We start from the raw sequence: 15,041 nt of genomic DNA, 5'->3' as shown, positions 1-15,041 counted from the left end.
AACTAGCCACTAACCCGCAATTCCTAATTAACTTTGAATTGACCAACACTCGTTTGCATTTCGTCGGCGACTGCTAGTAGTTGCTTAAAGGCAGCAGATACTTGCGTTGCTTCATTGGAAGTGCGATTGGCGATCGCTGCCACATCGGACATTGTTTTTGTCACTTCCTCAGAAGCTTGGGATTGCATCACTGATGCTTCGCTAATCGCTTGTACCAAAGAACTAATCTGGGCGCTGACAGCAGTAATCTTGTTCAGACTTTGCCGCGTCTCATCAACTAACCGCGTTCCCGTTACAACTCGTTCGGTTCCTGCTTCCATTGCCGTTACTAAGGCATTGGTTTCTGCCTGAATTTCGGCAACAAGCTTTTCAATTTCTGCTGTTGCTTCAGCCGATTGCCGTGCCAGCGAACCAACTTCATCGGCAACGACGGCAAATCCGCGTCCTTCTTCTCCAGCACGCGCCGCCTCAATCGCGGCGTTGAGTGATAGCAAGCTTGTTTGTTCGGCAAACGAACTAATCAAACTCACTACTTTAGAAATTTTTTGCGAAGATTCACCGAGTTGTCGGACTTTAGCGGCTGTTTCTGCCACTGTTTCGCGAATGGCTTCAATACCGTCAACTGTACGGTTCATCGCGCGATCGCCTGCAAGTACGGTTTCATTTGCTTGTTGTACTGCTGCTTCGGCTTGGGCGGCACTTTCAGCAACAGCTTGAATTGATAGTGACATCTGGCGAACTTTTTCGAGTGCCAGTGCAATTTCTTCTGCTTGACGCAATGCTTCTGTCGATAATTCCGCAACTGCCATTTCACTACTTGACGTTGTATTCGCTACCTGTGCTGCTGCGGTTTGTACTGTAGTAACGATCTGCCGTAAGCTATTGATAGTAGCGTTGTAAGAGTCTGCAACTGTGCCAATTTCATCCGCAGTCACTTTGGCACGGATGGTGAGGTCGCCGCGACTAACGGGGTCAACTTCTTGCAGTAGCTCTAGCGCGCGTTGTTGTAGCTGTTCTTTAGCAGTTTTTTGCTGTTCTAGCAACTTAGCACGGTCTAAAGCAAAGCCGACTTGCGCTGCAACTTGAGAGAATAAATCAATCTCAGATTGCTGCCACGATCGCGGTGCCGAACACTGATGCGCGATTAATAAGCCTAAAAGCTGTCCGCCTTGCACTACAGGAGCGACTAAATTTGCTTTAACTGCAAACTGTTCAAGTTGCTTGATATGACACTCCGTCAAACCAGCAGCGTAGATATTATCTGTAGCTTGTACCCGCCCTTGTTGATAGCGTTCGACATATTTATCAGCAAAGCACGGATCGTCAATATCTGCACCCAAAGCTTGGGGAAATCCAGCGACAACTGATTCTGCAACCACTGTCCCCTGCCATCGCTCATTAAAAGTATAAACAACGACTCTATCAACACGGAGAGCTTGGCGAGCTTCTGTAACAGCAGCCTCAAAAAGATCTTGTATTTGCGTATATTGAACTAACTTTACCGTAATATCTTTTACTTGGCGTACCCGTTCGGCCTCAGCGGCTTGAGTATCGAGCAATTGCTGTAATCGGGCTGCCATTGAGTTGATGTTACTGCCTAGAGTAGCAAGTTCGTCATTACCTTTAACAGGAATGCGACTGTCTAGTTCTCCTTCCCCAAGTCGTTCTACAGTTTCGGCTGCGGTCAAAATTGGTTTAGTTGCGCGGTTAGCAAGATAAGCGGCGAGTAAACCAACCAAAAGCGCGGTGAGTCCAGTTCCTAAAATGAGCGTTGCTTCTAAGCTTTTGAGCGGCGCAAATGCGATCGCCGTCTCTTTGAGAAGAACGATTTGCCAGTACAAATCTGGTAGCCCTTCGAGCGACTGCGTGGGAGTATACGCAGCGATAACTTCCTCGTCATCTTCCATGTCAGTGACAATTTGGGAACCAGATTTTCTCGTAATTAAAGGTCTTCTCAGTCCAGGAAAGTGTTCAAAGAATTCTTCACCGAGATGGTGGTTATCGCCGGTATCCAAAAAGACTGCCCCTGCGGCATCGAGGATATGATACTCGTCTTCGACGCCTGCGGTTAACAGAAAGTTGGCAAGTTGCTTAACAGGCATCCGCGTACGTAAAATTGCGATCATTTCGCCTGTGGTGCGATCGCGAATTGGTGCTGCCAACTGAATGACAAATTCTTCGGATGCTGGCAATCTTGTCGGTAAGTCAATGTATGACTTGGCGTTTTTCTTAACTAACTGAAAATACAGTTGATCGCGCTGGTTTGGTAGTGCAGCACCTTGCGATTGAAATAAGACGTTACCATCAAGGTCAAAAACAGCGATACTGTCGTATACTTTGTAGTTTTTGATGTAAGTATCAAGAATTTCTTGCTTTTGTTGCAGCGTTGTTTGCGCTCGCAACTGCGGATCGGTAAATATTGGTGAACTTGATAGCGTTTGTAAATCTCCATAACGCTCCAGCATAAAGCCATTTGCTTTATTAGCAATCAGCGATGTTTTTTCAACTTGCCCTTGAATCACCTGTCTAACAAAGGCTTGGTGCGCAAACCGGTATGCAGTCGCCCCAATTGCCAAAACAGGTAAAGTCCCCAGTGCGATCGCCAGTGCAGTTGCTTTATACCGCAAACTAATTCCCTTGGACTTTCGCTGTTTAGTTGGTTGGGGTTCTGGTAGCGTTGGTAATTCGTTGGCGATCGCTTCTGTGTTTTGTGGAAGTGCAGTTTCTTCGGTTTGGGGTAACTGGTGATGAACAATCGCCGTACCTTGCCCAAAAGAATTAGGAGCATCACTTGTAGAAGTATTTGTATTGGGTTCAGAAGAGGGAACCATAGGTAAAAACTAATAAAAATAGTTATAGCAGGGGTCTGAGATCAGAGGTCAGGATTATAAGTAACCGTATTGACCGTGGCTATGTTGACATCATTTGTATATCTAAGTTGCTTGCTTACTACAAGCACGCAAATGGCTAATTGCGCATTGCTGTTGGCAAATAACAATTAGCGAGAACAAAAATTATGCACAAATCGAGCTAAATTTAGTAAAAAAATCATCTATAAAAGACTCAGTTTTGAGCCATTCCCGCAATAATTGAGTTACCGTCAAGCACCACTATAATTTCACCTGTTGGTTTGAGCCAATATCCGCGTAGATAAGGAACAAACTCAGGTTTAACTGCTGATTGTGGAGGAGATTGAATGATGTCTGGGTTGCACGATTCGAGATCTTCTACTCGATTTACTAATAAGCCCAGCATCTTTTCCGTGGTATTTTGAGTTCCTAAAGCAAATTTCTCTGATTGAGCATTACGGATAACGATAGCCGTATAAGTTGAATGGTAAGTTGTTTGTTGCGACAACGGAGTCAGCCCCAACAAATGCCCTAAATCGACAATCCACAGAATTTCACCCCGCCAGTTATAAACACCTAGTACCCAAGCTGGCATATGGGGAATTGGTACAACTTGAGTCATCGGGATTGTCAGCACTTCGGTTATCTGATTCACTGCCAGCATAGCTGTTGTATCAGGAACGAGGTGTAGTCGCAAAAACTGTTGAGTTGCACCAGTGGCTTGTTCCGTTGTAATACTGGGTGTCGTGCCTCTAGTCAAAAACTCTGATATCATGGCTCATCTCCTGGCGAGGCGATTGTGATTGCCTTAACCTTGAATTAGTTGTTTAACGGTACGTACGAGTTCTTCTTGATCGACAGGTTTAGATAAGTATGCATCTGCCCCCTGCTTTTTCCCCCAGAATTTATCCATGTCGCTGCCTTTCGTTGAGCAAATCACAACAGGAATTTTGCTGGTACTTGCTTCAGCTTTGAGATCGCGGCAAAGTTCAAAGCCACTTTTATCGGGTAGTACGACATCTAAAACGATCGCATCTGGTTTTTGGCTGCTGAGTTTGTTCATTGCATCGCCACCATCGCAGGCAGTAATTACATTTAAGCCGCTACGACGCAGACAGCTACTAATAATTTCGATTTCAGTAATGGAGTCGTCAACAACTAAAACTGTACTCATTGTTTAACCTCAGAAATGTATCAACTAGGAAAATAAAAGAAACCAATTTAGAAGTCGGAGGTCAGGAATTGCTTCTCTAGGTGACCTCTTCCTAATTACACCTGCGGAGTTTTGTTGAGGTGCGTTTGCGTTACTTCTAGTAACGTTTGAGCATCTACTGGTTTACTTAAGAAATCTGTAGCACCAACAAGTTTGGCGCGGACGCGATCGATGATGCCATCGTTACCAGTGAGAATAATAATTGGCGTATCGCGAAACACAGAAACCTTGCGTAACTGACTGCAAATTTCGTAGCCATTAGTATTGGGCATGACTAAATCTAAAAAAATTAATTCTGGTTTGCGAGTCAGTAGAGTGGCGATCGCGCGTAATGAATCTTGAATCGAGATAAATTGATAGCCTGCAGTTGTTAAAATCTTTTCCAAACTTTGACAAACTAACGGACTATCATCAACACAAGCGATTAAAGCATTTGAGGCGGCGACTACTGGTTGTGACGCAACTGTAGCTGGTGGAGAAATTGGTGGTGCAGCATCAGGAATGTCAACAAATTCAATTAAACCTGATTGAATGTAGGGTAGAAGTGAAGAAGTAACTTCCATCACATCGCGCTTCATTCCCGCGGCAATATCGCGTAGCGATCGCTGTCCATCTAATAATTTTGTCAGATTTTGAAAAACTGCTGGCGAAACTTGCTGTTGTAGCTGTTCGGGTTCGCGAATAATCGGGGCGCGGTTTGGCGAACGATCTGCGAGTTTTGCTTTTTGCCAGTTTTGCCAGGCGTGTTGGGCTTCGGCGAGCGCTTGCCCTGGTTCGAGCAATACAAGTTGAGGCACCGAGAGATTATCTGGCTTCACTTCACCTGTAATATTTGTTGCTTGGGTGATGTCAAATAGCACTTCTGCAACAATTGAAGCAATAATTTTTGCTGCTTGATCGCGCGTTGTTTGTTGGTGTTCTACTGCCGAATACAATAAAAGATATTCCCAAGAGATATCACCGCTAATATTTTCGGTATTCTCTGGAAATTTCAGATTATTGATATCAAGCTGAGGACAATAAGTGAGTAAATTTCTGCGCCAGCGTCTTACGGGATGATGACCACCTGTGGCATACAAAATTCGCCCCAGAAATAGGTAAATAATCCACTCTTGGTTTTGGATATCTTTGAGTAGTAATTTTCCACTAAATCTTTCTTGCTTTAAGCTTGTCAATTTACTGACAAAATCGGTATTGTTGATTGTTCCAGCAAGCATAATATTAAGCTCTTCTCGCTATATCTTTGTGTACTACCAGTTTTCATAGCTTGAATATTTAACTGGGATATATTAATAAAAATCGGTTTATTCTAATATCATTTTTGCTCAATTGTTATTTAAAATATCGATCGTGTAGTTAGGTCAAAACATGCATTTTATTTTACCGATAATTCAGAGCATACAATAAGGTAAAATTACCACTCTGTTTCGATTGCAGCAAATATCACTCCTCGTTAAGTTGAATCGATCATGACATTGCTAGAATTAACTCAGTAACCGTATCAATACTGAATTTATTTCAGCAAGAAAACCATACATAAGTGTTATCGCGGGAGAATAAAACAATCATTAGCATGAAATCATTGTTCTAACTTCCAAACCAAGCATTTTCTGAGATTAAATTGCCAAAAAGATGAACTAATTGCAATACAGAGCTTTTAAAGTTATGCAAGGTTAATAATTAAGTCACAAGCAGCGATCGCGCATAACACATCGCGAGTGCTGTTCATACCCCGCACGCCATGTGATATCACGGCACGTCATTAGGAATACAATCAGTTTCTCTTGCAGCTCGCGCCAGTTTGCGATTGAGGAAAGCGGCTCCTCTGTACGAACTACCTATTCAGAGCAACTTTTGCGCGAAACGCTATGAATAAAGTTGCCGTTTTTTAAGTTTCCCCACAATTTCCTCAAAATCTTTGTTTATATACATAAATTAGAAATATACCGCACGGTTGTTGCGCTCCTGCTTTCTGGTAAAACGTGTCGCAAGCAGGTGAACGACGAGTAACGATGCATAGTTGGAGGCAGTCTATATGTTCGATCGCATTCTCGCTGCAATGGATACCTCTGCAATTGGTAAAGATGTTTTTGAAGAAGCACTATGTTTAGCAAAAGTCAATAAAGCTCGGTTAATGCTGTTGCACGTGTTATCAGGAGAAGCCGAAGGAAGTGCAGGTGTCCCGATATTTCCAACAATGGGATACTATCCTGGCGTAAGCGATCGCACGCTGGAACTTTATCAACAGCAGTGGCAAGAAATGGAAAAACACGGCTTAGATTTACTGCGATCGTATACAGACCAAGCAACCGCTGCAGGTGTTACAACAGAATTTAATCAATGTGTAGGTAGTCCTGGTCGCATAATATGCAATACGGCGCGTGATTGGCAAGCTAACTTGATTGTCATTGGGCGTAGAGGTCTTTCTGGCTTAAGCGAACTACTTTTAGGTAGTGTTAGTAATTATGTTTTACACCATGCACCTTGCTCGGTACTGACTGTTCAACATCGGGTAAGCACGCACTCTGAAGCAACTCAAAAAGAACAAACAAAAGAGAAATTACAAATCAGCAGTTAGTCGTTTTTGGGTAATGGGTAATAGTTAATGGAAAAGCTTTTAGCACTTGGCAGTTAGCAATTAGCTACACAAACGCTAACCAAACGCTATCAATCTCTAACGATCAATTACCCATGACAACGTGAAGTTACGTTTATTTCACGTTCTTGCCATAGTTTCATTTCTATACATAAGTTGGATCGGCAGTGTGAGATCCTAAAAAAAAGCTTAGAAGCAGTTAACGGAGTTGGAACACAGCATGGAACAACATCACAAGTCAACAGTTGTCATTACGGGAGCATCGTCAGGAGTTGGTTTATACGCAACAAAAGCGTTTACTCGTAGAGGATGGCACGTAGTGATGGCGTGTCGAAATTTAGAGAAAGCAAAAAACGCAGCCGAAAGCTTGGGAATACCACAAGACAGTTACACTCTCATGCATATTGACCTTGGCTCACTCGATAGCGTTCGCAAATTTGTGAACGACTTTAGAGCAAGTGGCAAATCATTAGATGCTTTGGTGTGCAATGCTGCGATTTATATGCCTTTGTTGAAGGAGCCACAGCGCAGCCCAGAAGGTTATGAGTTGACAATGACGACTAACCACCTTGGGCATTTTCTTTTGTGCAACCTGATGCTTGAAGACCTCAAAAATTCACCAGCTACAGATAAGCGAGTTGTGATTTTGGGAACTGTAACGCATAATCCTGATGAATTGGGCGGCAAAATTCCTCCACGTCCTGACTTAGGAAACTTAGATGGTTTTGCTGAAGGCTTCAAAGCCCCGATTTCGATGGTTGATGGCAAGAAATTTGAACCAGTGAAAGCTTACAAAGATAGCAAAGTTTGTAATGTGTTGACGATGCGGGAGTTACATCGACGTTATCACGAGTCAACTGGAATTACTTTCACTTCGCTTTATCCAGGTTGCGTTGCTGATACTCCGCTGTTTCGCAACCACTATCCGCTGTTTCAGAAACTTTTCCCCTTGTTTCAAAAGTATATTACTGGGGGGTATGTATCGCAAGAATTGGCTGGCGAGCGCGTTGCCGCAGTAACGATCGATCCTGAATATAAGCAATCAGGTGTTTATTGGAGTTGGGGTAATCGCCAAAAGAAAGATGGTAAACCATTTGTGCAAAAGGTTTCTCCCCAAGCAAGCGATGATACAAAAGCCGAGCGGATGTGGGATTTGAGTGAAAAGCTAGTCGGGCTTGCATGATAGCAAGAAGTCGGGGATCGGAGGTTCGAGGATTGACGATTCAATGGTACCGATCTCTGACTTCACCTTGTGACATCTTAATTCATCAAGCTGAGCGTAATAGCTGATGGTGAGCGTAGCGCTGTTGTAGTTGATGCATGTGATTGAATAAGTTCCAGCAGTATTGCTCGGTGAGTCCGCACGTCACCGCACCCCGCAGTACAACGTTAAAATACCAGTCGCTTGGGGCGAGTTCTTCGGTTAACTTATCGACGACTACGTAAGTGCGAACGTTTTGATAGAGACGATCGCCACTGAAGACGTTGACAATTTCTTGGCGATACCAATTTTGCAGCACGCCTTCGCGTTCGTCTAAATGAGCGCTTAAGCGCCAGGGTAATTGATACAATACGCCTTCTACAACACCACTTTGGTCTTTGATGATGTCTAAAACTCCCGACTTGCGCAGCGGTGAATATGAATAAAACCCTAGGCGATATCCTTTTAGCTGGGCTGGTCCAATGACGTAAATGTGCGTTTTTTCACCGAGCGATCGCTTAAGATCTACCGGACACATACAAGAACCATACGCAAAATAGTAAAACATTGCTTCTGTGGGTTGCGGTGCTGCTTGTCGTACCGGAAAGCTCATAAAGCTGCTATCAAAGTATTTGTCGTTCAGCCAATTTTAGCAGAACTTTTTTGCGATAAAACCACGTATCCCGGTCGACAAAGTGTATTTTCTGTGCATCGTTCATCAACCTTGTTGGAGCAAAGGAGCTTGTGAGGCTGTCAACCGAATTTACATTGTATTAACTGCGCGATCGCTGCTTTCATAACGTTTGCCAAATCCAAGTCATTCTCGAAAAAAAACAGCATTTTTGCCTAAAAAAGTTAGTTGAGCGTTAGTTAAATTTACGTAAAATTACCTAATTTTTTTTAAATTTAGGTATATTTTATTAATTAATTTAGAAGGAGTAAAATTACATATACAAGTATGAAATTTGATAAAGTCCGATCTACTGGGATTATTAGTAGAAACGCACTTAAAACTGCCTTAAATGCTAATTAGCGCCCGATTATGACGAAACCCAGATATATAGAGCAACATACTTCCTGAGACCTATAGACTGGTACAGCCAAAAACAAGATAATACGGGTATCTATATTGCTAATTTAATCACGTCTATGGCAGCTCCGATTGAATTTGAATTGTTTGCTCCATATATCAAAGGAGCAGCCTTGATCGGGGATTTCTCAAACTGGGAAGATATCCCCATGCAAAAAAGTGAAGATGGCTATTTCCGTACAAAAGTAGAATTAGAAGATGGCAGTTACCAATACAAATTCCGCGTTCAATCTAAATCTTGGTTTTTTGAGCCGGATCAATGGGTTGAGGTTGTCGATCCTTATGCAGTAGACATCGATAATCCCACTCAAAATGGAGTTGTACGAATCAAAGATGGAAAACGGATTGTTGACACTTATGTTTGGCAACACGACGATCAGCCTTTACCTGCAAACCATGAATTAGTCATCTATGAATTACACGTAGGCGATTTTTCTGGCGGTGAGGACGATCCTTACGCTCGTGGTAAGTACAAGCACGTTGTTGAGAAACTTGACTATCTCTGCGAACTGGGCGTTAATGCGATTGAACTTATGCCCGTTAAAGAATATCCAGGAGATCACAGTTGGGGGTACAACCCGCGGCATTTTTTCGCGACAGAATCAAGTTATGGTCCTACAGAAGAATTAAAACATCTCATCGATGAATGCCATGGGCGAGGAATTCGCGTCATTATGGATGGTATTTATAACCACTCCGAAGCTTCAGCTCCACTGACACAAATCGATCATGATTACTGGTATCATCATGCTCCCCGCGACCCTGATAACAACTGGGGACCAGAATTTAATTATGAGCATTACGACGAAAATTTAGAAACCTATCCAGCACGACGATTTATTGGCGATAACGTTCGTTTCTGGATTCAGGAGTATCATACTGATGGTATTCGCTTTGATGCTGCACGGCAAATTGCAAACTATGACTTTATGCACTGGATTGTGCAAGAAGCTAAAAAGACGGCTAACATGAAGCCGTTTTATACTGTTGCCGAGCATATTCCCGAAACTCCCAGCATCACTAACGCTGATGGACCAATGGATGGTTGCTGGCATGATAGTTTTTATCACTGTGTTTTAGAACATATCTGCGGTGACACATTTGATTTAGAACGCCTTAAGGATGTCATTGACTGTAAACGTCAAGGCTTCATGGGGACAGTGAATGTTGTTAATTATTTAACAAACCACGACCACAACCACCTGATGGTTGAGTTAGGCGATCGCGAAATCTTTGACGAAGAAGCCTTCAAGCGAATCAAACTCGGCGTGGCAATTTTGATGACAGCGATCGGCGTTCCACTTGTATGGATGGGTGAAGAGTTTGGCGAATACAAACCTAAAACTCCTGATTCTGCCAAAATTGATTGGACATTGCTAGGCAACGATCTCAATCGTGGTTTATTTGAGTACTACAAAGGGATGATTGCGCTACGCAAGCAAAATCACGCGCTTTACACTGAAAACATTGACTTCTTCCACGAAAACCCAGAAGCTAAAGTTCTTGCCTATACGCGCTGGAACGACGAAGGTTCGCGGATTGTCGTTGTCGCTAACTTCTCTGAAAACTTCCTCGGCGGTTATCACGTACCTAATTTTCCTGCAGCTGGCAAGTGGCACGAATGGACAGGAGACTATGATGTAGAGTCTGGAGAAGATGGCATGATGCTTGACATTGGATCTTACGAAGCCAAGGTATTTGTTTGGCAACAGTAATAAGCTAACTAAATATATTAATTCTTTCTCAAGTGAGCTTCATTCGTGTAGCTCACTTTTAGTTTTGTGGTTCAATAGATTGAGAGTTTGTACAACACATTGATCGTTGGATTAGTTATAGCAGGGGTCAGGGTTAAACTCCCTTCAGGGAAATCACGATAAGCTTCGATAATGTCCTAACTCTATTGACTATGACCATAACTCAGTATCTGGACTTTGGTGAAACTTTAGCTCAGCAATTAAAATTGCAGCTAAACTAACGAAACCTATCTTCACAGGTTTCTACACCGTTTGTGGCAATGGTCAATAGCATTAGGACATATTGAAAGCTCAATTCCAAGGTGTTCTCTACCCACTACTCAATCGTTTCGCTCAACGGAGGACACCTATGCACAGGATTGCTGATTCAACTAGCTTTTTATTCTGACCGCCTTTATGCAGCGAATGCTCTTCCATCAGAGCACCTCTAACCCCTGGCTGAGATCTGCTGGTTAGTAGTCCATACAGGTAGACAGAGATTATCGACCCGCGACTTAATTTGCTAGGCTATCTTCTACAATATTGTGCCAATCTCTTTCAGATAAACTCGTGTAAATGGTTCTCCTGCGCCTAAGGTGTAATCTTCGATTAATCCCCGACGACGAATAGAAATATTGTCTCTTTCTTTGACAACGATAGTGGAATCTTCAAAGACGTCTCGCACGAGCATCATTTCTGTTTCGGTCGGATCGTTGAGGACAACCATGTTGCTACCGTAGTAAAACATGCCTTCTTTTTCTAAAACATCCTCGTTGTACTCAGCAATTAGCAAATCAAGCTTGGGATTGCGCAGTAAGTTTTGCACGTTGTTGTTGTACAGTTTATTCAAAACTTTTTGCGAGCGATTAACAAAAACACCATCTTGACAGACTGCACCGATCGTCCAGTCGGGATGCTGCAAAAGAATGTGGTCGATTGTTTCTTGAAGTTCTCCTACAGAAACACGATTGAATGTAATAATCGGTATTCTGGCATGAGTGCCAGACTCAAAAAACGTTTCGAGAATATGTGACGGCACATCTACGCTTTCACCAACAGCAGGATTAAGATGCATAAAAATTCCTGGCGCTGCGTTAATTTCAATGATGCCAAAGTTACCAGACTTCCAAGACTCAGCGAGACTGCGCGTAATGACGTCTATACCCAGGCAAGTTAGTCGAAAATGTTGGGCAATGTCTTGCGCCAAAATGATATTGTCATGATGGACATTGCGCGTTGCATCGATACTAAATCCACCAGCAGAAAGATTAGCAACCTTACGCAGATACACAGTTCGATCTTTTTCTAGCACGCTATCTAATGATAAGCCTTGTTCTTCTAAGTAAAGTTCCATTGCCTCATCGCACTGAATTTTACTCATTGCAGAGGTAGGCGTATCGAGACGCTCTGGCTTGCGATTTTCATACTCAATTAATTCGGCAATTGTCGATTCACCATCACCAACGACTGATGCAGGACGCCTTTCAGTTGCCGCTACAAACCTACCATTAACACAAAGTAATCGAAAATCTGACCCTGAGATACTCTTTTCAACAATGATCCGAATTGGCTGATCTTCCGGGATTGCGTCAACTGCACGATCGTATGCAGATTTGAGTTCCTCAGAATTTTGCACGTCTGCAGTAACGCCAATTCCCTTGTGTCCTGCTACTGGCTTGACTGCAACGGGATAACCAATATCTGCTGCTACAGCTAAAGCTTCTTTGAGCGAGGTAACGAGGTCGCCATTTGGCACAGGAAAACCAAGCGTACTGAGAAAAGCCTTACAGTCATCTTTGCGTGTGGTAAAGTCCGAATCGAGGTGGCTGTCAGCATCGAAGGTTGTGGCTACGCCGCGTACTTGCTTTCTACCATAACCATATTGCATTAACCCTTCATCCCACAGATAAAACGTGGGAATGCGTTTTCGATCGGCAGTGCGCAATAAAGCATAAACTGTAGGACCACCATACACTGATTGCCGAAATTTATCTTGGAGGACTCTCATCTGCTCATCGTAGATGATTTCTCTATTTTGTGTAATGGCTTCAAACCAATCCCAAACAAAATAAACAACTGCGCGAGTAGTTTTGCCATGCAACGATTGCACGGCAATTCTGGCATATTCTGGATAGTACTCAATACTCCAACGATTTAAATGTAAGCCCATGTCGAGTTTTCCGACTTCAGACACGGTGCGGGCAAATAAATGTGCGTGAGATTGATACTTTTCGGTACGCAGCTGCGGGTAGCGATCGCCTACTGCTGCAACATAGTCTTCTATCGTTAATGGCTCCTGATATTTGGTAAGCGCTAAATCAAAGATTAACGCGCCTGTTTCCAAATAACGATTGGGTCCTTCGTAATGTTTAAAATTAAAAATATCGAATACGTCAGTTGCTCTAGCATTCACTCTAACTACGTCTGTACTTGCGCTTTGTACCATCGAGTCTCTCCCAATAAAACATTACGGACGCTCAGCTAGCTGCGCCTCAACTTCACTACTTAACGAATTACTATGAAGAAGCCGAAGACCAGAGATATGGTGCAATCAGTGCACAACTTGTTAGGGCGTGGCTAGTATTCTCTTGCGCGCGAACGTCCTAAAATATCAAACTCAATAAAACTAACCACGTTTGCGACCAAGAGTAACTTTTCTATAGTTATTTTTCAGCTATCTAAGGGTATAGTTTCGCTAAGGCAGTTATCTAATAACTCAGCTTCTCATCTCGGTAGAGATTTTTTACTTAGATATATAACCTGCGAAAGGTGCGCTCTGACCGCCTCTATGAGTAAATATAAACATTAATTAAAGAAGCTATAGGAGACAGCACGATTATGAACGACATGGAAGCTGCTCTTCGAGAAGAAATTCGGCAATTAGCAGAAGAAGCATTTCATAGAAGACTCATTTCAGGCTACGGTGATGGTCCAACTAAAAATGAATATCAAATTGTGTTTAAAGGAAAGCCAAGACACCTTCCACTCAAACGCGCGCGCGCTTTTTTAGATAACTTAATTTTGCGTAGCCGCGTGCGAGAAGCTTCTTCAGTATAAATAAGTACGCTAGAGTCAGAATCTTAACCTTAAACTTACCTGCTGTCAGCAATAGACCCTGGCTTTAGGGTCTTTTTTATTTCAATATAGATTGTTGCAAATCCACAGCTTATCTTATCTAAAGTAGTGCAGATTTTAGCCTTCTGTATATAAATCTACCAAATGGGTAATAGTACAAACAAAATTATTATGGTTTATTTAACATCTATAAGCAGGATTTATGCAAGTTCTCATTCTTCTCTACACGAGATTGTTTTGTCAGAAGTAGGCGAACAGAGAACAGACAAAGGTTGATTATACTTCTACCGATGGTGCCTAAGTCCTGATATAGAGAAATACTTGGAGGCAATATGGCACAAAGCCAAGCAAAAGGTCAACTGGTTATTATCGGTGGAGCCGAAGATAAAGAGGGAGAATGTACGATTTTGCGTGAGTTTGTTCGTCGCGCAGGAGGAACAAAAGCCAGAATCGTGATTATGACAGCAGCAACTGAACTGCCACGCGAAGTAGGAGAAAATTATATTAGAATTTTTGAACGTTTAGGCGCTGAAGATGTACGGATAGTAGATACAGAAACTCGTGAAGACGCTAGCTCTTCAACAGCATTGGAAGCGATTGAAAAGGCAACAGGCATATTTTTTACAGGCGGAGATCAAGCCCGCATCACAAGTATCCTCAAAGATACAGAAATTGACACAAAAATTCACGAACGCTTTCAAGCAGGAATCGTGATTGGTGGTACGAGTGCAGGAGCGGCGGTGATGCCTGATGTCATGATTGTAGAAGGCGACTCTGAGACAAACCCTCGCATGGAAATTGTAGAATTAGGTCCTGGGATGGGCTTTCTTCCAGGAGTTGTCATCGATCAGCATTTCTCACAACGCGGGCGCTTGGGGCGCTTAATTGCCGCACTGGCACAACAACCTGCTGTTTTAGGATTTGGTATCGATGAAAATACCGCGATGGTTGTGAGCAATAACCAATTTGAAGTTGTTGGGGAAGGGTCGGTTACAGTTGTAGATGACTCGAATGTTACTCATACAAATGTTGATGAAATATTAAAGGATGAGGCTTTAGCTGTTTGTGGAGCTAAGCTGCATATTCTACCGCACGGCTATAAATTCGATCTCAAAGCTCGTAAGCCTATTCTGAATAACGTTCCTTCAGCCTCTGAGTCAGAAAATAATGGCTCCAATAATAACCAAACAGCCGCAACATCAACTGAACAACAGCTATTAGAGCAATTAGCGACCTAGATAGTATTTAAAAATTAATTAACTTATCAAAAGAAGTAGCGATCGC

11 protein-coding genes are annotated in these 15,041 nt (G+C 42.8%); 5 read left to right on the top strand and 6 right to left on the bottom strand.

The window, feature by feature from the left end; all coding sequences use genetic code 11:
* Positions 1–23: 23 nt before the first annotated feature.
* From B1A85_RS04565 to B1A85_RS04550, 4 genes are all read right to left on the bottom strand, one after another.
* Positions 24–2,831, bottom strand: coding sequence for a methyl-accepting chemotaxis protein (locus B1A85_RS04565; RefSeq protein ID WP_104545701.1), 2,808 nt, complete (start codon positions 2,829–2,831; stop codon positions 24–26).
* 232 nt (positions 2,832–3,063) lie between these two features.
* The gene (locus tag B1A85_RS04560; protein WP_104545700.1) at positions 3,064–3,624 is read right to left on the bottom strand and encodes a chemotaxis protein CheW; all 561 of its coding nucleotides are present in this window, start codon (positions 3,622–3,624) and stop codon (positions 3,064–3,066) included.
* A gap of 33 nt (positions 3,625–3,657) precedes the next feature.
* Positions 3,658–4,023, bottom strand: coding sequence for a response regulator transcription factor (locus B1A85_RS04555; RefSeq protein ID WP_104545699.1), 366 nt, complete (start codon positions 4,021–4,023; stop codon positions 3,658–3,660).
* 95 nt (positions 4,024–4,118) lie between these two features.
* Complete coding sequence (locus B1A85_RS04550; protein WP_104545698.1) at positions 4,119–5,279, bottom strand: response regulator; 1,161 nt, start codon at positions 5,277–5,279, stop codon at positions 4,119–4,121.
* Between the two features lie 818 nt (positions 5,280–6,097).
* Here B1A85_RS04550 and B1A85_RS04545 point away from each other — a divergent pair.
* Both B1A85_RS04545 and B1A85_RS04540 read left to right on the top strand, forming a co-directional pair.
* Positions 6,098–6,640, top strand: a complete 543-nt coding sequence (locus B1A85_RS04545; protein WP_104545697.1) for a universal stress protein — start codon at positions 6,098–6,100, stop codon at positions 6,638–6,640.
* 238 nt (positions 6,641–6,878) lie between these two features.
* Positions 6,879–7,841, top strand: a complete 963-nt coding sequence (locus B1A85_RS04540) for a protochlorophyllide reductase (protein WP_104545696.1) — start codon at positions 6,879–6,881, stop codon at positions 7,839–7,841.
* Positions 7,842–7,926: 85 nt separating this feature from the next.
* On the opposite strand, the gene B1A85_RS04535 is transcribed toward B1A85_RS04540, so the two are convergent.
* A complete protein-coding gene (locus B1A85_RS04535) occupies positions 7,927–8,472 on the bottom strand; it encodes a gamma-glutamylcyclotransferase (RefSeq protein WP_104545695.1) in 546 nt (181 codons plus the stop codon).
* Between the two features lie 536 nt (positions 8,473–9,008).
* Here B1A85_RS04535 and B1A85_RS04530 point away from each other — a divergent pair.
* Positions 9,009–10,664 (top strand): alpha-amylase family glycosyl hydrolase, encoded by a 1,656-nt coding sequence (locus B1A85_RS04530; RefSeq protein ID WP_104545694.1) that lies wholly within the window; start codon positions 9,009–9,011, stop codon positions 10,662–10,664.
* A gap of 553 nt (positions 10,665–11,217) precedes the next feature.
* Here the strand turns inward: B1A85_RS04530 and B1A85_RS04525 are convergent.
* On the bottom strand, positions 11,218–13,128 hold the full coding sequence (locus tag B1A85_RS04525; RefSeq protein ID WP_104545693.1) for an acetate--CoA ligase family protein: 1,911 nt from the start codon (positions 13,126–13,128) through the stop codon (positions 11,218–11,220).
* A 392-nt stretch (positions 13,129–13,520) separates the two neighbouring features.
* Between B1A85_RS04525 and B1A85_RS04520 the strand changes: the two genes are divergently transcribed.
* On the top strand, positions 13,521–13,739 hold the full coding sequence (locus tag B1A85_RS04520) for a hypothetical protein (protein ID WP_104545692.1): 219 nt from the start codon (positions 13,521–13,523) through the stop codon (positions 13,737–13,739).
* A 350-nt stretch (positions 13,740–14,089) separates the two neighbouring features.
* The gene (locus B1A85_RS04515; RefSeq protein WP_104545691.1) at positions 14,090–14,995 is read left to right on the top strand and encodes a cyanophycinase; all 906 of its coding nucleotides are present in this window, start codon (positions 14,090–14,092) and stop codon (positions 14,993–14,995) included.
* Positions 14,996–15,041 lie beyond the last annotated feature (46 nt).

The organism is Chroococcidiopsis sp. TS-821 (assembly GCF_002939305.1).
In the GTDB taxonomy this organism is placed as follows: Bacteria; Cyanobacteriota; Cyanobacteriia; order Cyanobacteriales; family Chroococcidiopsidaceae; genus Chroogloeocystis.
The sequence above is the reverse complement of the archived record's forward strand: the minus strand, read 5'-3'. Positions and strand labels throughout refer to the sequence as shown.